The sequence below is a fragment of the Streptomyces sp. NPDC049541 genome (assembly GCF_044465725.1).
Classification (GTDB): domain Bacteria; phylum Actinomycetota; class Actinomycetes; order Streptomycetales; family Streptomycetaceae; genus Streptomyces.
This window is the reverse complement of record NZ_JBITLY010000001.1, coordinates 670,049-692,061: the sequence shown is the minus strand read 5'-3', so window position 1 is coordinate 692,061 and position 22,013 is coordinate 670,049. Positions and strand designations below refer to the sequence as shown.

The window sequence follows — 22,013 nt, the reverse complement described above, 5'->3', positions numbered from 1 at the left end:
ACTCATCTGACCCGCCAGTCCCCGCTCTCGATCGGCTTCCCGCGGGCGCGCAGACGTGCGGCGACGGCGGGGGCGGCGACGTACACCCAGGCGCGTACGGCTGTGTTCCGGCTCTCGCGGAGCACCTCGCGCTCGACGCGCTCGTAGAGGTTGCGCGGATCCCCGGGGGCGTACTCCTCCAGCCGGTCGAGGGCGACGAGCAACTCCTCGTACATCTCCGGCATTGCGGTCACGAGCTCCCCGTACACCACTCCGCCGCGCTCCTCGACGGCGTACGGATATCCGGGTCCGTCGTACAGGGCCGCGTCGTTGAGCCGCGCCGGCTCCTCGGCCGCCGTGCGACCGCGCAGGAACAGGTCGTGGTTGACCTCGCCGGGGAGGAGGGTGCCGTAGACGAAGAACGGGAGTCTCACAAAAACGATTCTCTCTCCTCACATTCCCCCTCCCATACCTCCCAGTACGCGCTATGGACCTCGCTGTGTCATGGCCCCTTAAATCGTCGTCAACACCTGCGCACGCCCCCCACGCCTCCCGCGCGCCCCCACGCGCCCTTCGGCGCCTTCTCGAGGAGATCGATGAGCCGGATACGTATCGACGTCCGAGGTTCCCGTCGGCTCGCCGCCCTCGGCGTGGCCGCCACCACCGCCAGTCTGCTGGCAGCGGCCCTCTCCCCCGCCGCGGTGGCCGATGAACGACCGACCAGGGCGGGCGCGATCGCGAACGCGGCATCGGCGCTCCTGGCACACGCCGCGAGCCTCGGACTCACCCCCGAGGAGGGCACGAAGGTGCGGGACGTGATCGTCGACAAGGACGGCACCCAGCATGTGCGCTACGACCGGACGTACCGTCAACTCCCGGTGCTCGGCGGCGACTTCGTGGTCCACATGGCCTCGGACGGAACGTATCGCAGCGCGAACCGGGCGACCCGGAGCAAGATATCCCTCGCCTCGATCGTCCCCTCCATATCGGCCCCGAAGGCCGCCGACCTCGCGGCGAACGCCCTGCGCGCGGTCAACCTCGGCGAGACCCTGAGGAAGCTCACGGCCAGGCCGGAGCTGGTCGTCGACGCACTGCACGGAACGCCGAAGCTGGCGTGGCGGACGCGGGTCGCGGCCAAGGACTCCCTGGGCAACCCGGTCTCCCGCACCGTCCTCACGGACGCCCGCACCGGCCGTCAGATCGACGCCTGGGACGACATCGAGACGGCGACGGGCGACGGCAAGTCGCTGTACAGCGGGACGGTGCCGCTGGAGACGACGGCGTCGGGATCGACGTACCAGCTCAAGGACCCGACGCGCGGCGGCACGTACACGGGTGACGCGGCGAACCAGACGGACCTGTGTTTCCTGACCAGCATCTGCGTCAGCCGTGCCCCGTCGACCGTGTTCACGGACACGGACAACCACTGGGGGTCGGGCACGGACGCCGACCGCGCCTCCGCCGCCGTGGACGCCCAGTACGGCACCAACATGACCTGGGACTTCTACAAGAACTCCTTCGGCCGCAACGGCATCGCCAACGACGGCAAGGGCTCGTACAACCGCGTCCACTACGGCAACAAGTACAACAACGCCTTCTGGGACGACAGTTGCTTCTGCATGACCTACGGCGACGGTGACGGCACCGCCCTCGGCCCGCTGGTCGGCCTGGACGTGGCCGGCCACGAGATGACGCACGGCGTCACCTCCAAGACGGCGGCCCTGACGTACTCGGGCGAGTCCGGCGGCCTCAACGAGGCGACCTCCGACGTCCTCGGCACGCTGGTGGAGTGGTACGCCAACAACCCCTCCGACCCCGGGGACTACCTGATCGGCGAGAAGATCGTCCGGCCGGGCTTCGGCCAGGCCGCCCTGCGCTACATGGACAAGCCCTCCAAGGACGGCAAGTCGGCCGACTACTGGAGCTCCTCGGTGGGCAATCTCGACGTCCACTACTCCTCGGGCGTCGCCAACCACTTCGCCTACCTCCTGGCGGAGGGCAGCGGCGCGAAGACCATCAACGGTGTCAGCTACGACTCCCCGACGTACAACGGCAAAACGGTGACGGGCATCGGCCGGGAGAAGCTCGGCCAGATCTGGTACCGGGCGCTGACGGTCTACATGACGTCGTCGACGAACTACGCGGGTGCGCGTACGGCGACCTTGAACGCGGCGAAGGATCTGTACGGGGCGGGGAGTACGGAGTACAACGCGGTGGCGGCGGCCTGGAGCGCGGTCAACGTCAACTGATCGACCGTGCGGTGAGCGCGCGGACGGCCACCTCGGTGATCGACCGGGGCGGCCGTCCTGCCGTTCTCCTCACCAGGGCCAGTACTCAAAGCCGTTACCCTGGTACCAGTCCAGCCGGGTGTGGCCGCAGATGCCGCTGTGAATGTCGAGGAAGTCGTAGTAGACGGCCTTGACCGACCTCTTGGGAAACGTCACGGAGATCTCGGTGGTGACGGTGCCCCGTGCGGGAATGGTTCCCAGCGACAGGGTGTCCGAGTTCCACAGCGGCAGTGAGCCGTTGGTCCTGTTGTTCCAGTGCAGGCCCATCTTGTGCCAGTGACCGCTGCCGATGCGCCACTGGACGACGGGGGCGGGCCCGCGGTTGCTCGTGAGGTTGCCGATGGCGAAGACGTAGGTGGCCTTGGTCAGAGCCACGGCCTCGGCGTTGTGGACTCGCAGGTGGGCGTGGAGCGGTACGCCGGTCTTGCGCGCGGCGGGAACCACCGAGCCCGCGGCATCGGACACCGACACCGCGTCGTACCTGCAGTCGTACACAGCCGTCGAGGCGACCGCCGACTGGGCAGCCGCGTCGACGGTGCCGGGCAGTGTGCCGACGATGCCGGCCGCGACAGCCAGAGCGGCTCTGCGCCGAACGGTCAACTTCGCCATGTCCCCCTCATTTCCCCGATCTTCGGCGGGCAGCATAGCTGAGGGCCGAAGGGGCACATCGTCGCTCCGGGGCTCCTGTGGGGACCCATGTTCACGACTGCCCGCAGGCTGCGTGCGTCTCATGCCCCGTACGGCCGCCTCACCCGCGCCTCCCGCAACCCCCTCCCCCACCACACCAGCTGATCCAGCATCACCTTCGCCGCCGCCTCCGGCCCCTGCGGGTCCTTGAGGCGGCCCTCCTCGAAGGACGCGCCCGCGTTGTGGAAGGACACCGTGTCGCGGATCGTGACCGCGTGGAGTTCGGCGAAGACCTGGCGGAGGTGTTCCACCGCGCGCAGGCCGCCCGAGAGGCCGCCGTAGGAGGCGAGGGCGACGGGCTTGGCCTGCCATTCGGTGAAGTGCCAGTCGATGAGGTTCTTGAGGCCTGCCGGGAAGGAGTGGTTGTACTCGGGGGTGAGCACGACGAAGGCGTCCGCGGCGGCGAGTTTCGGGGTGACCGAGGAGCGTGCCGCCCTCGCCTCGGAGGTCGGGGCGAAGGTCGTGGGCAGGTCCGCGTCGGCCACGTCGACGACCTCGGGGAGCAGGTCGTCGCGGTCGCGCATGCGGTCCAGGAGCCAGTCGGCGACGACGGGGCCGAAGCGGCCGTGGCGATTGCTGCCGATGACGAGGGTGACGGCGAGAGGGGCTTCGGTATCGAGGGGTGCGTCTGTGATCTGCATGCCGCCCAGCCTCGTACCTCGACCTTGATTGAGGTCAAGCCGAGGCCGTGAGCTCCGGGTCACCCGTTCACACGTGCGCCCTGCGCCCATCGGGTGCTGTTCCATGGAGCCTTCGTCGCACGCCGGTGACCTGCTGAAATTCCGCCCGAGAGACCGTAAGGCGCACGGATCTGACACCCATTCACCGCATTTCTGACAGACCTTCAGGGAGCGCGCTCGGGCAGCTGGCACTTACCTCGGAAGGGCAGGGGACACCGAAGAGAGCTCGGAGGAGCATCGATGCGACGTACCGCCCGTCTGCTGACCGGTACCGCCCTCGCCGTCGCAGCCGCGGGCTTCGTGGCCGCGCCCGCGTACGCCGACGACGACGGCGGCGGTGGTCTGGAGGTGTTCCCCTCCCAGGCCGTGCCGGGCACCCAGATCACGGTGAACACCGCGGAGTGCGGCACGGAGGGCACGGCGGCGGGCGACGCCGGAGCGGTGGGGGCCGGCGTCTTCACCCTGGCGCCGAGTGCGCACGACGGCGAGGCGGTCGGCCAGTTCCGGGTGCCGCCGAGCGCCCAGCCGGGGACGTACGAGATCGTCGCGCAGTGCGCCGAGGGCGACCGGCAGGTCACGGGTGACCTGGTGGTGACCCTGACGGCGGTCCACGGGCAGGAGCCCCGCGGAAGTGTGAGGACGGGGGTCGGCGGCGCCCTGGGCCCCGATCCCGTGCAGACCGCGGCCGGCGTGACGGCTCTCGCCGTCGCCGCCGCGGGCGGTACCTGGCTCCTGCATCGCCGGGCGAGAGGCGACGGGATCTGACGGACACCCTCCGCTGTCCGTCCACCGGTACCGCAAGTCCCTCCCCCTCCGGGTCCGACGCCCCTCGCGGCTCGGAGGGGGCCGGGTACGACCGCTCGAGTCAGGTAGGAGGCTCGCGTGCGCAGAGTCAGCAACGGCGCGATAGGGACCGTCACCGTGGTCGCCCTGTGCTCCGGCGCCTGGCTGCTCGGGGGCGGCGCCGGGACGCACGCCCCGCCGCAGCCGTCCCCCGCGCAGGCGGCCCGCACCGGCCACGGCGGCCAGCCGCGCGGCGCGCCCGCGCTGCCCCCGTCCCCGCCCCACCGCATCCGCATCCCGTCGATCCACGTCGACGCGCCGCTCATGGGCCTGGCGCTCACCCCGTCCGGCAGCCTCGGCGTGCCGCCCGCCGCGAAGCGGAACCTCGCGGGCTGGTACGAGGCCGGCACCACCCCCGGGGAGAAGGGGACCGCCGTCGTCGCGGGCCATGTCGACAACGCCGACGGCCCCGCCGTCTTCTACGACCTCGGCGCCCTGAAGAAGGGCAGCCGCATCGAGGTGGACCGGCGGGACGGCAGCACGGCGCTCTTCTCGGTGGACGCGGTCGAGGTGTACGACGCCGAGCACTTCCCCGACGAGAAGGTGTACGGCGCGGCGGACCGCCCCGAGCTGCGGGTGATCACCTGCGGCGGGGGGTATTCACGGTCGACCGGCTACGAGGGGAACGTGGTGGTGTTCGCGCACCTCACCGGGAGCCGCTGAGGAGGGCTGTCGCGAGCCGCTGAGGACGACTGCCGCTGAGCACCGCCGCCGCGACGCTCCGCACGCACTCCTGCACCCCGTGCGCGCGGTGTCCCCCTCGACCTCGGCCCATCCGCGACCGACCGGCTACCGCAACCCGTTGAGCACCGCCGCCGCGATGGTCCGCGCGCAGTCCAGCGACTCCGTGTGCGTGGTGTCCACCTCGATGTCGTACTGCACATCCCGGTGGACCGGTTCCGCCTGCTGCCCGGCCATTCCCCGCACCCGGTCGCCCCGCGCGATCTCCCGGCCCGCGGCCACCGCGGCCTCGCAGCGCACGCCGACCCACAGGACGTCCAGACCGGCCAGGGCCTTCCGCCACCCGTCCTGGGACTCGCCACCGCCGAGGAACACGTCGTCGACGATGACCGGGGCGCCCGCACGGGCGGTCGCCGCGACGCCCTCCATCCATGCCGTCTCCAGCCTCCGGAACTCAGGCCCGACGCTCACCCCGCCGTCCGGCGCGACGAGCGAGGCCTGCAGGGACGCGGGCATCGAGTCGACCAGGGTGTCGATCGCAAAGACCAGCCACGGTTCCGGCAGCACCGCCTGCAGACACCGCACGATCCCCGACTTGCCGGAGCTGGATCCACCGTTGAGCACGATCACCTGGGTCGCCATCGGGCCACCGTAGAGGAACGAGCGGAACGCTCCCCACCCGTTTTCGGGCTGCCCGTGACCAGGGCGTCGTAGACGATGGTGCCTGCACGGAACCGGGCGGGCGGCAGCGCCGAGGCCGCCGCCACCTCACATCACACCCCCCACGTGCACTCCGAACCCTCACACTCCCGCCGGGCCTGAGCTGAGGGCAGCGTTCCTCGCGGGAAACAGATGTGATGCTGCCGGGTAACACCGGCACCGCACGCTCCTAGACATGACCTCGAATACGCGTGTGGTGGTGATCGGCGCCGGGCTCGCGGGCGTCCGTCTCGCCCAGCGGCTCGGTGAGCTCGGCACGCCCGTGACGCTGATCGGCGAGGAGGAGCACCGCCCGTACAACAGGGTGCTGCTCGCCGAGGTGCTGGCGGGACGGTACAGCCCCGAGGTGATCGCGCTGCCGGCGCCCGCGGAGCTGACCCGCGCCCGGGTCACCGGCATCGACCGCGCCGAGCGGACCGTCGAGTGCGCGGACGGCTCGAAGATCGCATACGACACGCTGGTCCTGGCCACCGGCTCCAACCCGGTGCTCCCGCCCCTGCGCGGACTGTTCACGCCGGACCATGTGCTGCCCGAGGGCGTGCACGCGTTCCGGACCATGGACGACTGCCTGGGTCTTTCGAAGGCCGTACGGCCGGGGGTCAAGGCGGTCGTCATCGGCGGCGGGCTCCTCGGGGTCTCCGCGGCCCGCGCGCTCGCCCGGCGCGGCGCCCAGGTCGTCCTCGCCCAGCAGGGCGAGCGGCTCATGGAGCACCAGCTCGACCCGAGCGCCTCGAAGCTCGTGCAGCGGCACCTGAAGGACCTCGGCGTCGAGATCCACACCGAGTGCCGGGTGCGCGACGTGCGCTGCGTGGGCGGCGCGGTCCGCTCGGTCGAGATGCACGACGGATACGCCCTCGACGCGGACCTGGTGGTGCTGGCCTGCGGGGTGCACCCCCGGGTGGGCCTCGCGCAGACCGCCGGTCTCGAGGTCCGCAAGGGGATCGTCGTCGACGACGAGCTGCGCACCTCCGACCCGCACATCCGGGCCATCGGCGACTGCGTCCAGCACGACGGCGAGGTCTACGGGCTGGCCACCCCGGCGCTCGAACAGGCGGAGGTCCTGGCCGAGTTGCTGTCCGGCCGCACGAACGCCCGCTACACCGGCACCCGTGCCCTGACCCGGCTCACGCTCGCCGGGCACGACGCTCCCCTGGGAAGTCTCGACCTCGCCGCGTTCGGCGAGACGGAGGCCCGGCCCGGCGACGACGTCGTCCAGCTGGCCGACGCCACTCGTGGCACCTACCGCAAGGTCGTCGTCCGCGGCGACCGCCTGGTCGGCGGGGTCCTCGTCGGCGAACTCGGCACCGTCGGCGCACTCGCCCGCGCCTGGGAGGGGGCAGAGCCGCTCCCCGCCGACGGTGCCCCTCTGCTCCACCTGCTCACCAACGATGGAGGCTCCTGATGTCCGCCACTCGCGGGGCTACCCCCACGATCGTGCTCGTCGGCCATGGCATGGTCGGCCAGCGCTTCCTCGAAGCGCTCGCCGCGCGCGGCCTGACCGCCACGCACCGCGTGGTCGTGCTGTGCGAGGAGCCTCGTCCCGCGTACGACCGCGTGGCGCTGACCTCGTACTTCTCGGGCAAGACGCCCGAGGAGCTCTCCATGACCGACATGGAGTTCATCAACGACCACGGCATCGAGCTGTACGTCGGCGACCCGGCGGTGACGGTCGACCGTGAGGCGAAGAAGGTGACCGCGAAGTCCGGTCAGGTCTTCGAGTACGACACCCTCGTGCTGGCCACCGGCTCGTACCCGTTCGTGCCGCCGGTCCCGGGCAAGGACGCCGAGGGCTGTTTCGTCTACCGCACGATCGAGGACCTGCTCGCGATCGAGGAATACGCGAAGACGAAGGCGACGACCGGTGCGGTGGTCGGCGGCGGTCTGCTCGGACTCGAGGCCGCGGGGGCGCTGAAGGGTCTCGGACTCACCTCCCACATCGTGGAGTTCGCGCCACGTCTGATGCCGGTGCAGGTCGACGAGGGCGGCGGCGCGGCCCTGCTGCGCACCATCGAGGAGATGGGCCTGACCGTCCACACGGGCGTCGGCACCCAGGAGATCGTCGTCGGCGAGGACGGCGCGGTCACCGGCATGAAGCTCTCCGACGGCTCCGAACTCGCCACCGACCTGGTGGTGTTCTCCGCCGGTGTCCGCCCCCGCGACCATCTGGCCCGCGACTGCGGCCTGACCGTCGGCGAGCGCGGCGGCATCACCGTCGACGAGCAGTGCCGTACGGTCTCCGACCCGCACGTCTTCGCGATCGGCGAGTGCGCGCTGGCCTCCGACGGCCGGGTGTACGGCCTGGTCGCCCCCGGTTACGAGCAGGCCGAGACGGCTGCCGCGACGATCGCCGAGGACGAGACCGAGCAATTGACGTTCACCGGCGCCGACCTGTCCACCAAGCTGAAGCTGCTCGGCGTGGACGTGGCGTCCTTCGGTGACGCGCACGGCACCACCGAGGACTGCCTGGACGTCGTCTACTCCGACTCCCGCGCGGGCCTGTACAAGAAGCTGGTCATCGGCCGGGACGGCACGCTGCTCGGCGGCATCCTGGTCGGCGACGCGGAGGCCTACGGCACGCTGAAGGCCTTCACCGGTTCGGTGCCGCCGGTCTCGCCCGAGTCGCTGGTGCTTCCCGCCGGCGCCGGTGAGTCGGTGCAGCTCGGCCCGACCGCGCTGCCGGACGACGCGATCATCTGCTCCTGCAACAACGTCCGCAAGGGCACCATCCGCGCCGCGGTCACCGACCACCAGTGCACCACCGTGCCCGAGGTGAAGAAGTGCACCAAGGCCGGTACGACCTGCGGCAGTTGTGTCAAGGTGCTGGGCCAGCTGGTCACGGCCGAGCTGGAGGCGTCGGGCGTCGAGGTCGACAAGGGCCTGTGCGGCTGCTTCTCGCAGACCCGCGAGGAGCTCTACGAGATCGTCCTCGCCCTGCGCATCAACACCTACCAGGACCTGCTGGACCGCTACGGCCGCGACGAGGCGAGGGGTGGCGACGGCTGCGAGATCTGCAAGCCGGCCGTCGCCTCGATCATCGCCTCCCTCGCCCCGGCGATCGGCGCGAGCGGCTATGTCCTGGACGGCGAGCAGGCCTCGCTGCAGGACAGCAACGACCACTTCCTCGCCAACCTGCAGAAGAACGGCTCGTACTCGGTCGTCCCGCGCATCCCCGGCGGTGAGATCACCCCCGAGGGCCTCATCGTGATCGGTGAGATCGCCCGCGACTTCGGCCTCTACACGAAGATCACCGGTGGTCAGCGGATCGACATGTTCGGCGCGCGGGTCGAGCAGCTCCCGCTGATCTGGGCCCGGTTGGTGGACGCCGGCTTCGAGTCCGGCCACGCCTACGGAAAGGCCCTGCGCACCGTCAAGTCCTGCGTGGGTCAGACCTGGTGCCGCTACGGCGTCCAGGACTCCGTCCGCATGGCGATCGACCTGGAGCTGCGCTACCGGGGGCTCCGCTCCCCGCACAAGCTCAAGTCGGCGGTCTCCGGCTGCGCCCGCGAGTGCGCCGAGGCCCAGTCGAAGGACTTCGGCGTGATCGCCACGTCGAACGGCTGGAACCTGTACGTCGGCGGCAACGGCGGCGCCACCCCGCGCCACGCGGACCTGCTCGCGCAGGACCTCTCCGACGCCGAGCTGGTCCGTCTGATCGACCGTTTCCTGATGTTCTACATCCGCACCGCCGACCGCCTGGAGCGCACCTCGACCTGGCTGGAGCGCATCCCCGGCGGCCTGGACCACGTGCGCGACGTGGTGGTGGAGGACTCCCTCGGCATCTGCGAGGAGCTGGAGTCCCTGATGGCGGCCCATGTGGCGAACTACGCGGACGAGTGGGCGACCACCATCAACAACCCGGACAAGCTCGCCCGGTTCGTGTCCTTCGTGAACGCGCCCGACACCCCCGACCCGGTCGTGGGCTTCGTCCCGGAGCGCGACCAGATCAAGCCCGACCTTCCGCTGCTGTCCATCGGCATGCGCCCCTCTGAAGACCTCCTGGAAGGAAGCGCCCAGCGATGACCCTGGCACCCGAGACCACCGACCTGAAGGTCGAACTGCAGCTGGACGACGACTGGTTGACGGTCTGCGAACTCAACCAGCTGCTCCCCGGCCGCGGCGTGGCCGCGCTGCTGCCCGACGGCCGCCAGGTCGCCCTGTTCCGCGACCGCAACGGCGAGCTGTACGCCATCGACAACCGCGATCCCTTCGGCGGCGCGGCGGTCCTCTCCCGCGGCCTGACGGGCACCCACCAGGGCCGCCCGTTCGTCGCCTCGCCCCTGCTGAAGCAGCGGTTCGACCTGCGGTCGGGGCAGTGCCTGGACGACGAGTCGGTACGGATCGCGACGTACCAGGTACGGGCGGCGTAGGCCCCCGCCCCGAGGTTCTGGCCGCCGCCGTCCTGTCCCTGGCCTCCGACGACGCGGCATCGGTGGGGACAGCGGGGGCGACGGCCTGATCGGCGGGGTCACTGGATCGGCTCGTCCGGGGGCGGGAGTTGGACGGTGAGTTCGCGGTCGACGGCGTCCACGCCGTCGACGGCTTCCAGGGCGGGGATCCGGTCCTCCGCGACGGTGCCGGAGAGCGTGCCGAGGATCGGCTGCTCGCCCGTGACCGTGAGACCGGCCCGCCGCAGGGCCGCGACGACCTCCGCGAACCGGTCGGGGTCGACCGCGAGGACGACCCCGACCGGAGCGGAGTGGGAGGAGTCGGTCACGGGGCCTGGAGGAGGCCCGCGCCGACATCCTTGCTCGGCTGCATCAGCGGGTAGGCACCGGACTTCAGGGCGTTCCACAGCTCCTTCGCGGAGGCGTCGGGGTTCGCCTGGGCGAGCAGTGCCAGGACACCGGCCACGTGCGGGGTGGCCATGCTGGTACCGCTCATCTCCTGCTGCCCGCCGCCGGGCTTGGCCGAGAACACCTGCCAGCCGGGCGCGGCGATGTCGATCTCGCCGCCCTGCCCGTTGATGGCGCCGTTGGAGAAGAACGACGTCCGGATCGCCTTGTCCAGCGCCCCCACCGCGAGGATGGAGGGGCAGTTGGCCGGCCGGCCCACGGGCATGACCTCCGTGGGGCGGTGGCTGTCGTTGCCCGCGGCGGCGACGATCACCGTCCCGCGTTCCAGCGCGCGCTGGGCCAGCCTCTCGTACGTCTGCGGGAAGAGCTCACCCGGCTGCACCCCGGAGCCCAGCGACATGGAGATCACCTTCGCGCCGTGGGCCACGGCCCAGGCCATGCCCGCCAGGATCTGGCCGTCGCTGCCGGAGCCCTGGTTGTTGAGCACCTTCCCCGCGAGGATCCGGGCCTCGCAGGCCACGCCGTACCGGGGTCCCTGCTGGGGATGGGCGGGTCCGGCGGCGGTGCCGATGCAGTGCGTGCCGTGGCCGTGGCCGTCCCTGACGGGCTCGCCGGGCACGAACGAGGCCGTCGCCTCGATGCGGCCGGCGAAGTCCGGATGGTCGGTGTCCACGCCGGTGTCCAGCACGGCGATCTTCACATCGCGTCCGGTCAGCTGGGACAACTGGGCCCGGATCGCCTGCAGGCCCCAGGTGCAGTGCTGCTCGTCCCAGGCCGGGCCCTGGGCGGCGGCCATCTCGGCCCTGGAATGGCGACCGACCACGTCCTCGTCGCTGCGGTAGGCCGGGTAGAACTCGGTCGGCGCCTGCGTCGGGGCGGTGATCGGGAAGGCGTACACCTTGCGCTCCGGCTCCGCCGCGATGATCGACGACTCCCTCTCCGCGGTGGTCACCAGCGCATGACGCTGCTCGGGCCGCACCTCGACGACGGCCGCGCCGAGTTCCTCGAAGTGCACCGAGACGTCGGGGCGCTCGAGGAGTTCGGAGACGTTCTCGACGTCGGTTCCGCGGACACGTTCGACGGACGCGATGTCCGCGGAGGAACGCAGCGCGTTCAACCCGCTCTCCTGGTTGCTCTGGTCGAGCAACACCACGTACCGGCCGGTGTACTCCGCTCCCTGGCCTTCGAATCGGGGGTGGGGCCGATCGGGGTGCTCGCCGAAGGCGCGCCTGTCCATGGGTCCGTTCGCCATTGAATTTCCCGCTTTCTGTGCGCTGCTCCCCCCGTTCGTGGACACACGTCGGGACACGCAGGGCCGGCGCCGGACAACGGGGGCGCGGATCGGTCGCGTGGATCGACGCGTACTGCCGTGACCGGCAAGGACTACCTTCGCCAGGCCGTCGGCATCGCCCCCCGGTACACCGTCGCATCGCGCACGGAGGCCCGCAACACGACGGCTCGCAGGACGTGCCCGGTCACCCCTTCAACGCGTCGTACGCCACCCCGGTGAGCCGCTCGGACGCGGCCCAAAGCCGCTCGCCCGCCGCGTCGTTGAGCGTCCACGGCGCCCGCCAGGACGGGGCGGGCGCCCCGCGCCACATCATGAACGACGGTCCGGTGAAGGAGTCCGGCCGCACCTCCGGCGCCGTGGCCGCGTACAGGACGGGCAGCGCACCGGCCTTCGCGGACTGCGCGAAGACCCGGTTGCCGAGCTCCATCACCCGTCCGAGGAGCCTGCGCCCCTCCATGCGGGGCGCGGCACCCTGCAGGTTGGTGGCCGCGTACCCGGGATGGGCCGCGGCCGCCACCACGTCCGCGCCGTGCGCCGCGAGCCGGCGCGCGAGCTCGTGGACGAAGAGCAGATTGGCGGTCTTGGAGCGGGCGTAGGCGATCCAACGCCGGTAGCGGCGCTCGCCGTTGAGGTCGTCTAGGTCGATGTTGGCCAGCGCGTGCATCTCGCTGGAGACGCTCACGACGCGGGCGCCGGCGGTGGCGAGCAGCGTCGGCAGCAGCAGCCCGGTGAGCGCGAAGTGCCCGAGGTGGTTGACCCCGAACTGCGTCTCGAACCCGTCCGCCGTGGTCCCGTACGGCAGCGCCATCACCCCGGCGTTGTTGACCAGCAGATCGAGGTAGTCGTAGCGGTACGAGGCCGCGAACTCCCGTACGGAGCCCAGGTCACCGAGGTCCAGCCGCGCGAACTCCGCGATCGCTCCCGGCACTTCAGCAACGATCCGGTCCGCCGCCGCGTTTCCCCGCACCTCGCTCCGGCACGCGAGGATCACCCGCGCCCCCTTGCGCGCCAGTTCCCGCGCGACGACGTAGCCGAGCCCGCTGTTGGCCCCGGTGACGACGGCGATGCGCCCGCTCTGGTCGGGGACGGCCTTCTCGTTCCAGCCGGGCATGGGCGGGCTCCCTCCGGGTGCGGGTGCTTCCCAGCGTAGGAGAGGGGTCCGGGCATGTCGCCCGAGGGGTTCGTCGGCCGCCCGGTACAACTTTTTCCGCTGGGCACTCATCCAACAGAACGCACACATCCACCCATTTCGCCCGACGGAGGCGGATATGCCATGTTTGTTCACTCTCAGCGACGATCCGGACGCGGCATAGCCGCCCTGCTGTCCGCCGGCCTCCTGGGGCTCGCGGGCGCCGGAGCGGCATGGAGCGCGACGCCGGCGACGACCACGGCGGCCACAGCGGCCACAGCGGCACAGGGCCCGCGTACCTGCGCCATGAGCGACCTCTATCTCTCCATGGGCCGCAAGGAGGGCGCGGCGGGCTCGGTGTACTGGCCGATCCGGTTCACCAACACCAGTGCGACGAGCTGCACCCTGCGCGGCTATCCGGGCGTCAGCGTCCTGGACCCGGCGCACCGGCAGATCGGCCCGGCGGCCACCCACAGCGGCCGGCCCTTCGCCACCGTCGTCCTCGCCCCCGCCCACTCCGTCTCGGCGGTCATCCGTACGACCAACGGCCCCGTCGGCGGGCCCTGTCTGCGCACCGGCACCTATCTGCGGGTCTACCCACCGGCCTCGTTCCGGGCGGTTCTCGTCCCGGCCTCCTGGACGATCTGCTCGCACCTCTTCCAGGTCGGCCCGGTGAACCCCCAGGGCGCCCTCTGAGCAGCCCGAAGGGGCGGCACCTCCGCACAAGGTGCCGCCCCTCTTGGTGATCCGGAGCCGCCGCCCATCGGTATTGAGGGTCGGGGACGGGCGGCGGCTCCGGGGTTTTCGTGGCCGTGAGGCCTAGCGGTGGTCGCTGCCCGCCGACTGGGTGGCGGCGCGTCCCGCCTCCAGGCGGGCCACCGGGATCCGGAACGGCGAGCAGGAGACGTAGTCGAGACCCACCTCGTGGAAGAAGTGGACCGACTCCGGGTCACCGCCGTGCTCGCCGCAGACGCCGAGCTTCAGGTCGGGACGGGTCTGGCGGCCCGCCTTCACCGCGGCGGCGACCAGCGAGCCCACGCCGTCCTTGTCGATCGTCTCGAAGGGCGACACCCCGAAGATGCCCTTCTCCAGGTAGGCGGTGAAGAACGAGGCCTCCACGTCGTCCCGGGAGAAGCCCCACACCGTCTGGGTGAGGTCGTTGGTGCCGAAGGAGAAGAACTCCGCCGCCTCCGCGATCTGGCCGGCCGTGAGGGCCGCGCGCGGGAGCTCGATCATGGTGCCGATGGCCAGCTTGAGCTGGGTGCCGGTCGCCGCCTCGACCTCCGCGATGACCTGGTCGGCCTCCTCGCGGACGATCTCCAGCTCCTGCACCGTGCCGACGAGCGGGATCATGATCTCGGCGCGCGGGTCGCCCTTGGCGTTCTTGCGCTCGGCCGCGGCCTCGGCGATCGCCCGTACCTGCATGGTGAACAGGCCGGGGATGACCAGGCCCAGGCGTACGCCGCGCAGGCCCAGCATGGGGTTCTGCTCGTGCAGGCGGTGGACCGCCTGCAGCAGGCGCAGCTCGTTCTCGTGCGGGTCCTTGCGGGCCTCGGCGAGGGCGACCCGGACCGACAGCTCGGTGATGTCGGGCAGGAACTCGTGCAGCGGCGGGTCCAGGAGGCGGACCGTCACCGGCAGGCCGTCCATCGCGGAGAACAGCTCCACGAAGTCCTGCTTCTGCAGCGGCAGCAGTTCCTTCAGCGACTCCTCGCGCTCGGCGTCCGTGTCGGCCAGGATCAGCTTCTCCACCAGCTCACGGCGGTCACCGAGGAACATGTGCTCGGTGCGGCACAGACCGATGCCCTGGGCGCCGAAGCGGCGGGCGCGCAGCGCGTCCTCGGCGTTGTCCGCGTTGGCGCGCACCCGCAGCCGGCGCTTGCGGTCGGCGAACGCCATGATCCGGTGCACGGCCTCGACGAGTTCGTCGGCGTCGTTGGCGCCGGCGTGCATCCGGCCCTCGAAGTACTCGACGACCGGGGAGGGCACCACCGGGACCTCGCCCAGGTAGACCTTGCCGCTGGAGCCGTCGATGGAGATGAGGTCGCCCTCCTCCACCACGTGCCCGCCGGGCACGGTCATCCGCCGCCGCTTGGTGTCGACCTCCAGCTCCTCGGCGCCGCAGACACAGGTCTTGCCCATGCCGCGCGCGACGACGGCCGCGTGGGAGGTCTTGCCGCCGCGCGAGGTCAGGATGCCCTCGGCCGCGATCATGCCGTCGAGGTCGTCGGGGTTGGTCTCCCGGCGGACCAGGATGACCTTCTCGCCGGAACGCGACCACTTCACCGCGGTGTACGAGTCGAAGACGGCCTTGCCGACCGCCGCACCCGGGGAGGCGGCGATGCCCCGGCCGACCTGCTCGACCTTCGCGTCCTCGTCGAACTTCGGGAACATCAGCTGGGCGAGCTGGGCGCCGTTGACGCGCTGCAGGGCCTCGGTCTCGTCGATCAGCCCCTGGTCCACGAGCTGTGTGGCGATACGGAAGGCGGCGCCCGCCGTGCGCTTGCCGACGCGGGTCTGCAGCATCCACAGCTGGCCGCGCTCGATGGTGAACTCGATGTCGCAGAGATCCTTGTAGTGGTTCTCCAGGGTCTCCATGATCTGCATCAGCTGGTCGTACGACTTCTTGTCGATCTGCTCCAGCTCCGCGAGCGGCACGGTGTTGCGGATGCCCGCGACCACGTCCTCGCCCTGCGCGTTCTGCAGGTAGTCGCCGTAGACGCCCTGGTGGCCGGAGGCGGGGTCGCGGGTGAAGGCGACGCCGGTGCCGGAGTCCGGGCCGAGGTTGCCGAAGACCATGGAACAGACGTTGACGGCGGTGCCCAGGTCGTGCGGGATGCGCTCCTGGCGGCGGTAGAGCTTGGCGCGGTCGCCGTTCCAGGAGTCGAAGACCGCCTTGATGGCGAGGTCCATCTGCTCGCGCGGGTCCTGCGGGAAGTCCCGGCCGGCCTCGGTCTTGACGATCTTCTTGAACTTGGTGACCAGCTTCTTGAGGTCGGCCGCCTCCAGCTCGGTGTCGACGGTGACCTTCTTGGCCGCCTTCGCCGCCTCCAGCGCGTCCTCGAAGAGGTCGCCCTCGACGCCGAGGACCGTCTTGCCGAACATCTGGATGAGGCGCCGGTAGGAGTCCCAGGCGAACCGCTCGTCGCCGGCCTGCTCGGCGAGGCCCTTCACGGACTTGTCGGAGAGCCCGATGTTGAGGACCGTGTCCATCATCCCGGGCATCGAGAACTTCGCGCCGGAGCGGACCGAGACGAGCAGGGGGTTGTCGGCCTGGCCGAGCTTCTTGCCCATGCGCTGCTCCAGCGCGTCGAGGTGCGCACTCACCTCGTCACGCAGTGCCGCCGGCTCCTCGCCGCTGTCGAGGTAGACCTTGCAGGCTTCCGTCGTGATGGTGAAGCCAGGAGGAACGGGGAGTCCCAGGTTGGTCATCTCGGCGAGGTTCGCGCCCTTGCCACCCAGGAGGTCCTTGAGGTCCTTGTTTCCCTCGGTGAAGTCGTAAACGAACTTCACTCCATGGGGTTCTTTGTTTTCCGACACGGTCTCGACTCCCTCGAGGACGCGGTGGCTGCCCTGACGGCGAGGAACATACCCAGATCAAAGGCGTCTGGGTACGTCTACTCGCGTGTCATGCGCCCGTAACCAGTCGTCCGCCAGCGGATCGAAAGTCAAAGCTTGGCAAGCGGTGACGGGCAGATGTTTTCACTTCTTGAACGCAAGACCGCCCATGAGCACGGTATTACGCTCAGATGAGCGGACATCCTGCACGCCTGATTTCGATCGATGAACGATCAAGGGGTGGCACCGAGTGCCACCCCTTGGAGAAGTGCAGTCGCTCAAGATCCGCTCATCTGAGCGCAACCCTTATCAAGGGTGGCAAGAATCACGCTCCCACAGAGCGCCGGATTTCACCATGCGGACGCGTTCTGGGACGGAAACCGGGACAGAACGTGGATGTCACACACCCATCGCCAGCAGCCGTTCCTCCGCCCGCTCCGGCGCGTACAGGTACTCCACGACCAGTGCACCGGCCCCCACCAGCCCGGCCCGCTCGCCGAGCCGCGAGGTGACGACGTCGAGATGGGCCGTGGAGCGCGGCAGCGCCCGCTGGTACAGCAGCTCCCGTACACCGGTGAGGAATGCGGTTCCGGCCAAATCCCCCGCGATCATCAGAACCCCGGGGTTGAGCAGCGTGACGACGGTCGCCAGTACGTCCCCGACCCGCCGCCCCGCCTCACGTGCGAGCCCGACCGCCTCCGGGTGTCCGGCGGCCAGCAGATCGCGGACATCCGAACCGGACGCCGCCGGGACTCCGGCCTCCGCCAGCTTCCGCGCCACGGCGCCACCACTCGCGACGGCGGCCAGACAGCCGTACGAGCCGCACCGGCACAGCGCCTCCGCGCCCACCCGGATGTGTCCGATGTCGCCGGCGCCTCCGTCGATGCCGCGGTAGATCGAGCCGTCGACCACGACCCCGGCGCCGATACCGGTCGACACCTTGACCAGCACGAACGCCGAGCAGTCGGGGTGACCCGTGCGCTGTTCGCCGTACGCCATGAGGTTCGCGTCGTTGTCCACCAGCACCGGCACCGGACCTGCGCCCGTGTGCTCGGTGAAGGATCTGGCGAGGCGGCCTCTTATGTCGTAGCCGTCCCAGCCCGGCATCATCGGCGGCTGCACGACCCGCCCGGTCTCGCTGTCGACGGGCCCCGGCACCGCGAGTCCGATCCCGCAGACCGACTGCGTCCGCTGTCCGGCCTTCTCCAGCAACTCGGCGAACCAGCGTCCGAGTTCACCGAGTACGGCGTCCGGGCCGTCCTCGATGACCAGCGTGCCGGAGTGCTCGGCGAGGATCTCGCCGGTCAGGGTGAGGACGGCGGCGCGGGCGTGGCGGGTGTCGAGGTCGGCGGCGAGGACCACGGCGTGCTCGTCGTCGAACTCCAGGGTGATGGAGGGGCGGCCGCCGAGGGGCGAGTCGACGGGGCCGCCGGCGCCCTCGCGCAGCCAGCCCGCGCGGAAGAGCCGGTCGAGGCGCTGGCCGACGGTGGCACGGGACAGTCCGGTGGCCTGCTGGAGTGCGCCGCGTGTGGTCGCACGCCCGCTTCGCACCAGTTCGAGCAGATCTCCGGCGCTGGCCTGGCTCCGTCCGGTCATGCACACCCCCTTGTGTTTCTCAAGCTTGCATTACATCCTGGGTTTTGCGTGTTAAATAGACGTAACTCTACGGTAGCCACGACCGAACCGGTCGACCGCACGTCTTTCGGGGAGCCCCGAGTGGATCGCACTGCCCAACTCACCAACCGTGCCGCACAGCACCCCATTGCATACGATCCGCCCGCGGAGCCGGGTTCGCTGCACGTCAGGGCCGCCCGGGTGCTGGCCGACAACTGGACGGGAGCGTCCACGGTCCCCTCGCGCAGCCTGTACCCCCACCAGTGGTCCTGGGACTCGGCCTTCATCGCGATCGGCCTCAGGCACCTGTCGCCGTTACGGGCCCAGACGGAACTGGAGACGCTGCTGGCCGCCCAGTGGGAGGACGGGCGCATCCCGCACATCGTCTTCAACCCCTCCGTACCCCTCGACGCGTACTTCCCGAGCCCCGACTTCTGGCGCTCCTCGACCGCGGGGCGCGCTGCGGGCGCCCCGCGCACCGTACAGACCTCCGGCATCGTGCAGCCACCGGTGCACGCGCTGGCGGCATGGCTGGTGCACTGCGCCGACCCGGGGCTGTCCCGTGCGCGCGGCTTCCTCACCCGGATGTATCCCCGGCTGGCCGCCTGGCACCGCTATCTGCTGCACCGGCGCGACCTGGGCGGCGGCGGCCTGGCGTCCGTCGTGCACCCCTGGGAACAGGGCATGGACAACAGCCCCTGCTGGGACGCACCCCTCGCCCGCATCACCCCCGCCCCGGCCCGCTCCTTCCGCCGCGCCGACCTCGACCACGGGGCCGCCGAGGACCGGCCGACGGATCTGGACTACGGGCGGTACGTACGGCTGGCGACGGACTACCGGGACCGCGGTTACGCCGACCACGGCGCCGAGTTCGCGGTCGAGGACCCGTCCTTCAACGCCCTGCTCATCGCCTCCGAGCACGCTCTGGCCCGGATCGCGCACGAGCTGGGCGCGCCGGGCACGGCCCGCCATGCGCGCGCGGAGCGGCTGACGGGCGCGCTGCTGGAGAGGCTCTGGGACCCGGCGGAGGGCATGTTCTTCTGCCGGGACGTGCGCGGCGGTCGGCTGATCCGGGAGCGGAGCGTCTCGGGCCTGGTCCCGCTCCTGCTGCCCACGCTCCCGCGCGAGACGGCCGCCGCCCTCGTCCGCACGGCCTGCGGCCCGCACTTCGGCCTCGGCGACACGACCCGCCTCGCGCCCTCCTACGACCTGCTCGGCGAGGCCTTCGACCCGCACCGCTACTGGCGGGGCCCGGCCTGGTTCAACACGAGCTGGCTGCTGGAACGGGGGCTGCGCACACACGGCGAGCAGTCGCGGGCCGGCGCGCTGCGGGAGGCCGTCCTGGACATCGCCGGCGCCTCCGGGTTCGCCGAGTACGTGGACCCGTTCACCGGCGAGGCGTGCGGCGCGAGGGGGTTCGGCTGGACCGCCGCGCTCGCGCTGGACCTGCTCCACGAGCGCCCCGGACACGGCGTGTCCCGCACGGGCATCGGCACGTTCGACACAGGTGACGTCGGCAGAGGTGACGTCGACGGCAGCGACTTCGGCGGAAGCCGCTGCGACGGAAGTGACTACGCCAGGAGCGACGAGGAAGTCAGGGGAGGCGACCGGGCATGACGGACCGGCATCATCTGCTCGTGCACGGCGGGACGTTCGCGGCCGTCGGCGACGGCGGGGACATCAGCGGCGTGCGGGGATCGGGCTCCCCCGACGGGTTGTTCGTGCGCGACGCCCGGCATCTGAGCCGCTGGCAGCTGACGGTCGACGGCGCGGTGCCGGAGTCGCTCACACCGGTCGCCGACGGGGACACGGCACGGTGTGTCCTGGTCCCGCGCGGCGGCCGCCAGGAGCCGCCCGCGTACACGATCTTCCGCGAACAGGCCGTCGGCGACAGCGCGTTCGTCGAGTCCCTGCGGGTGACCAGCAACCGCCCGGTGCCGACCACGATCCGCCTCGCGGTCACCGCGGACGCCGACTTCACCGACCAGTTCGAGCTGCGTTCGGACCACCGCACGTACACCAAGATCGGCGCCGTCCGCTCCCGCAAGGTCCTCGACGACGGCGTGGAGTTCAGCTACCAGCGCGGCGAATGGCGTTCCTGTACGACGGTGACGGCCGAACCCGCCCCGGACGGCGTCGAGGAGACGGGCACGGGCGCCCGGCGCCTCGTGTGGACACTGGAACTTGAGCCGCACGGCACCGCGGAGGTGGCGCTGCGGGCGGCCGCCCGCCCGCACGGAGCGGTGCCGAGCCCCCGTATCCCCGACTCGCCCGCCGCCGCCAACGCCCAACTCCTCGCGCTGGAGGGCGAGTTCGCGGAGGGCGTGCCCTTCCCGACCGGCTGGCCCGAGCTGGCGGCGGCCTGCGCACGCGGACTCGCGGACCTGGCCTCGCTGCAGGTCACCGCGACCGGCCCGGACGGCGAGGAGCTGCGCGTACCGGCGGCCGGCGCCCCCTGGTTCCTGACCCTGCTGGGCCGCGACGCCCTGCTCACCTCCCTCTTCGCCCTCCCCTACCGCCCGCAGCTCGCCGCCGCCACGTTGCCCGCCCTCGCCGCCACCCAGGCGACCGAGACCGGCGTGGACTCGGTGTCCCAGCCCGGCAAGATCGTGCACGAGGTACGGCACGGGGAGCTGGCGCACTTCGGACAGGTGCCGTACGGGCGCTACTACGGCTCCGTGGACGCCACGCCGCTGTTCCTCGTGCTGCTCGGTGCCTACGTCGAGCAGACCGGGGACCTGGCTCTCGCGCGCCGGCTGGAGCCCCACGCGCGGGCGGCGATCGGCTGGATGCTGGATCACGGCGGGCTCACATCCCGCGGCTACCTCGTCTACCGCGCCGACCAGGGCGGCCTCGCCAACCAGAACTGGAAGGACTCCCCCGGCGCGATCTGCTCCGCCGACGGGACCCGGGCGACCGGGGCCGTGATGGCGGCCGGGGCCCAGGGGTACGCCTACGACGCGCTGCGCCGCACGGCCTGGGTCGCGCGCACGGTCTGGGAGGACGAGGTGTACGCGGCGCTGCTCGAGCAGGCGGCCGGTGATCTGCGGGACCGTTTCCAGCGGGACTTCTGGATGCCGGACCGGTCCTTCCCGGCGCTGGCTCTGGACGGCGAGGGCAACCAGGTGGACGCCCTCGCCTCGGACGCCGGGCATCTGCTGTGGTCGGGGCTGCTGGACAAGGAGTACGGGGAGCTGGTGGGCCGGCGGCTGCTGGAGCCGGACTTCTTCTCGGGGTGGGGTGTACGGACGCTGGCCGCGGGCCAGGCGGCGTATCACCCGCTGTCGTACCACCGGGGGTCGGTGTGGCCGCACGACAACGCGCTGATCGCGCTGGGGCTGGCGCGGTACGGGCTGCATGACGAAGCCCGGACGGTGGCGCACGGGCTGGTGGACGCGGCTACGGCAGCCGGGCATCGGCTGCCGGAGGTGATAGCGGGGTACGGGCGGGATACGCATGCGGAGCCTGTGCCGTATCCGCACGCGTGTGTGCGGGAGTCTCGGTCTGCGGCGGCGCCACTTGCCTTGCTGACGGCGGTTGGGGGCGCCTAGAGGCCCTGTCGTTTGGATCAGGTCGGCCGTAGGGAACCGCGCCTTGCAGCCGCCTCGAGCGGGGTCATGAGGGGTCCCCCCGCTCGAGCGAAGCCGAGAGTGGGGGAGCGTGCAGCTGCAAGGCGGAGGAGGCTCTGACATCAGCCGCTGCCGCGGCGGGCGACGCGGAGCGATGGGGGCCCCTCCCGCTCGAGCGAAT

The 22,013-nt window shown here is 71.2% G+C and carries 18 protein-coding genes; 9 read left to right on the top strand and 9 right to left on the bottom strand.

From position 1 onward, the window contains the following. Positions 1-2: 2 nt before the first annotated feature. On the bottom strand, positions 3-413 hold the full coding sequence (locus ACIBW9_RS03110; protein WP_398950641.1) for a gamma-glutamylcyclotransferase family protein: 411 nt from the start codon (positions 411-413) through the stop codon (positions 3-5). A gap of 162 nt (positions 414-575) precedes the next feature. On the opposite strand from ACIBW9_RS03110, the gene ACIBW9_RS03105 reads away from it, so the two are divergent. Continuing rightward, positions 576-2,228, top strand: coding sequence for a M4 family metallopeptidase (locus ACIBW9_RS03105; RefSeq protein WP_398950639.1), 1,653 nt, complete (start codon positions 576-578; stop codon positions 2,226-2,228). Between the two features lie 69 nt (positions 2,229-2,297). Here ACIBW9_RS03105 and ACIBW9_RS03100 read toward each other — a convergent pair whose 3' ends face one another. Together ACIBW9_RS03100 and ACIBW9_RS03095 are read right to left on the bottom strand one after the other, a co-directional pair. Then, entirely contained in the window at positions 2,298-2,876 is a 579-nt protein-coding gene (locus ACIBW9_RS03100) for a hypothetical protein (RefSeq protein ID WP_398950637.1), read from the bottom strand. 119 nt (positions 2,877-2,995) lie between these two features. Beyond that, positions 2,996-3,595: an NADPH-dependent FMN reductase gene (locus ACIBW9_RS03095; protein WP_398950635.1), complete on the bottom strand. Its 600-nt coding sequence runs from the start codon at positions 3,593-3,595 to the stop codon at positions 2,996-2,998. Positions 3,596-3,874: 279 nt separating this feature from the next. On the opposite strand from ACIBW9_RS03095, the gene ACIBW9_RS03090 reads away from it, so the two are divergent. Beyond that, a complete protein-coding gene (locus tag ACIBW9_RS03090) occupies positions 3,875-4,399 on the top strand; it encodes a hypothetical protein (RefSeq protein ID WP_398950633.1) in 525 nt (174 codons plus the stop codon). A 117-nt stretch (positions 4,400-4,516) separates the two neighbouring features. Continuing rightward, the gene (locus ACIBW9_RS03085; protein WP_398950631.1) at positions 4,517-5,140 is read left to right on the top strand and encodes a class F sortase; all 624 of its coding nucleotides are present in this window, start codon (positions 4,517-4,519) and stop codon (positions 5,138-5,140) included. 126 nt (positions 5,141-5,266) lie between these two features. Here ACIBW9_RS03085 and cpt read toward each other — a convergent pair whose 3' ends face one another. After that, the gene (gene cpt / locus ACIBW9_RS03080; RefSeq protein ID WP_398950629.1) at positions 5,267-5,800 is read right to left on the bottom strand and encodes a chloramphenicol phosphotransferase CPT; all 534 of its coding nucleotides are present in this window, start codon (positions 5,798-5,800) and stop codon (positions 5,267-5,269) included. Between the two features lie 253 nt (positions 5,801-6,053). Between cpt and ACIBW9_RS03075 the strand changes: the two genes are divergently transcribed. Genes ACIBW9_RS03075 through nirD form a run of 3 tightly spaced genes read left to right on the top strand, consistent with a single transcriptional unit; the run spans position 6,054 to position 10,245 of the window. Then, positions 6,054-7,280 (top strand): NAD(P)/FAD-dependent oxidoreductase, encoded by a 1,227-nt coding sequence (locus ACIBW9_RS03075; RefSeq protein WP_398950626.1) that lies wholly within the window; start codon positions 6,054-6,056, stop codon positions 7,278-7,280. Next, positions 7,280-9,898: a nitrite reductase large subunit NirB gene (gene nirB, locus ACIBW9_RS03070; protein ID WP_398950624.1), complete on the top strand. Its 2,619-nt coding sequence runs from the start codon at positions 7,280-7,282 to the stop codon at positions 9,896-9,898. Before ACIBW9_RS03075 ends, nirB begins: the two co-directional genes overlap by 1 nt. Continuing rightward, positions 9,895-10,245, top strand: coding sequence for a nitrite reductase small subunit NirD (gene nirD, locus ACIBW9_RS03065; RefSeq protein WP_398950623.1), 351 nt, complete (start codon positions 9,895-9,897; stop codon positions 10,243-10,245). The genes nirB and nirD overlap by 4 nt, the downstream gene beginning before the upstream one ends. Positions 10,246-10,343: 98 nt before the next feature. On the opposite strand, the gene ACIBW9_RS03060 is transcribed toward nirD, so the two are convergent. The 3 genes from ACIBW9_RS03060 to ACIBW9_RS03050 form a co-directional block, all read right to left on the bottom strand. Continuing rightward, positions 10,344-10,592 (bottom strand): hypothetical protein, encoded by a 249-nt coding sequence (locus tag ACIBW9_RS03060; RefSeq protein ID WP_398950621.1) that lies wholly within the window; start codon positions 10,590-10,592, stop codon positions 10,344-10,346. Continuing rightward, positions 10,589-11,923 (bottom strand): S8 family peptidase, encoded by a 1,335-nt coding sequence (locus ACIBW9_RS03055; protein ID WP_398950619.1) that lies wholly within the window; start codon positions 11,921-11,923, stop codon positions 10,589-10,591. The genes ACIBW9_RS03060 and ACIBW9_RS03055 overlap by 4 nt, the downstream gene beginning before the upstream one ends. Positions 11,924-12,146: 223 nt before the next feature. Beyond that, positions 12,147-13,073, bottom strand: a complete 927-nt coding sequence (locus ACIBW9_RS03050) for an oxidoreductase (protein ID WP_398950617.1) — start codon at positions 13,071-13,073, stop codon at positions 12,147-12,149. A 162-nt stretch (positions 13,074-13,235) separates the two neighbouring features. Between ACIBW9_RS03050 and ACIBW9_RS03045 the strand changes: the two genes are divergently transcribed. Beyond that, positions 13,236-13,787 carry a DUF4232 domain-containing protein gene (locus ACIBW9_RS03045; RefSeq protein WP_398950615.1) on the top strand — a complete coding sequence of 184 codons (552 nt, stop codon included), beginning with the start codon at positions 13,236-13,238 and terminating at the stop codon, positions 13,785-13,787. 123 nt (positions 13,788-13,910) lie between these two features. On the opposite strand, the gene ppdK is transcribed toward ACIBW9_RS03045, so the two are convergent. Both ppdK and ACIBW9_RS03035 read right to left on the bottom strand, forming a co-directional pair. Beyond that, positions 13,911-16,631, bottom strand: coding sequence for a pyruvate, phosphate dikinase (gene ppdK, locus ACIBW9_RS03040; protein WP_398950613.1), 2,721 nt, complete (start codon positions 16,629-16,631; stop codon positions 13,911-13,913). A 417-nt stretch (positions 16,632-17,048) separates the two neighbouring features. Beyond that, on the bottom strand, positions 17,049-18,245 hold the full coding sequence (locus ACIBW9_RS03035) for an ROK family protein (RefSeq protein WP_398950611.1): 1,197 nt from the start codon (positions 18,243-18,245) through the stop codon (positions 17,049-17,051). 120 nt (positions 18,246-18,365) lie between these two features. On the opposite strand from ACIBW9_RS03035, the gene ACIBW9_RS03030 reads away from it, so the two are divergent. Beyond that, positions 18,366-19,880 (top strand): MGH1-like glycoside hydrolase domain-containing protein, encoded by a 1,515-nt coding sequence (locus ACIBW9_RS03030; protein WP_398950609.1) that lies wholly within the window; start codon positions 18,366-18,368, stop codon positions 19,878-19,880. Then, positions 19,877-21,814 (top strand): glycogen debranching N-terminal domain-containing protein, encoded by a 1,938-nt coding sequence (locus ACIBW9_RS03025; protein ID WP_398950607.1) that lies wholly within the window; start codon positions 19,877-19,879, stop codon positions 21,812-21,814. Before ACIBW9_RS03030 ends, ACIBW9_RS03025 begins: the two co-directional genes overlap by 4 nt. The last annotated feature ends 199 nt before the right edge of the window (positions 21,815-22,013 follow it).

Coding starts and splice junctions, on each gene's coding strand:
- ACIBW9_RS03105 (WP_398950639.1), top strand. CDS start 576: ATGAGCCGGATACGTATCGACGTCCGAGGTTCCCGTCGGCTCGCCGCC.
- ACIBW9_RS03100 (WP_398950637.1), bottom strand. CDS start 2,876: ATGGCGAAGTTGACCGTTCGGCGCAGAGCCGCTCTGGCTGTCGCGGCC.
- ACIBW9_RS03095 (WP_398950635.1), bottom strand. CDS start 3,595: ATGCAGATCACAGACGCACCCCTCGATACCGAAGCCCCTCTCGCCGTC.
- ACIBW9_RS03090 (WP_398950633.1), top strand. CDS start 3,875: ATGCGACGTACCGCCCGTCTGCTGACCGGTACCGCCCTCGCCGTCGCA.
- cpt (WP_398950629.1), bottom strand. CDS start 5,800: ATGGCGACCCAGGTGATCGTGCTCAACGGTGGATCCAGCTCCGGCAAG.
- ACIBW9_RS03075 (WP_398950626.1), top strand. CDS start 6,054: ATGACCTCGAATACGCGTGTGGTGGTGATCGGCGCCGGGCTCGCGGGC.
- nirB (WP_398950624.1), top strand. CDS start 7,280: ATGTCCGCCACTCGCGGGGCTACCCCCACGATCGTGCTCGTCGGCCAT.
- nirD (WP_398950623.1), top strand. CDS start 9,895: ATGACCCTGGCACCCGAGACCACCGACCTGAAGGTCGAACTGCAGCTG.
- ACIBW9_RS03055 (WP_398950619.1), bottom strand. CDS start 11,923: ATGGCGAACGGACCCATGGACAGGCGCGCCTTCGGCGAGCACCCCGAT.
- ACIBW9_RS03050 (WP_398950617.1), bottom strand. CDS start 13,073: ATGCCCGGCTGGAACGAGAAGGCCGTCCCCGACCAGAGCGGGCGCATC.
- ACIBW9_RS03045 (WP_398950615.1), top strand. CDS start 13,236: ATGTTTGTTCACTCTCAGCGACGATCCGGACGCGGCATAGCCGCCCTG.
- ACIBW9_RS03035 (WP_398950611.1), bottom strand. CDS start 18,245: ATGACCGGACGGAGCCAGGCCAGCGCCGGAGATCTGCTCGAACTGGTG.
- ACIBW9_RS03025 (WP_398950607.1), top strand. CDS start 19,877: ATGACGGACCGGCATCATCTGCTCGTGCACGGCGGGACGTTCGCGGCC.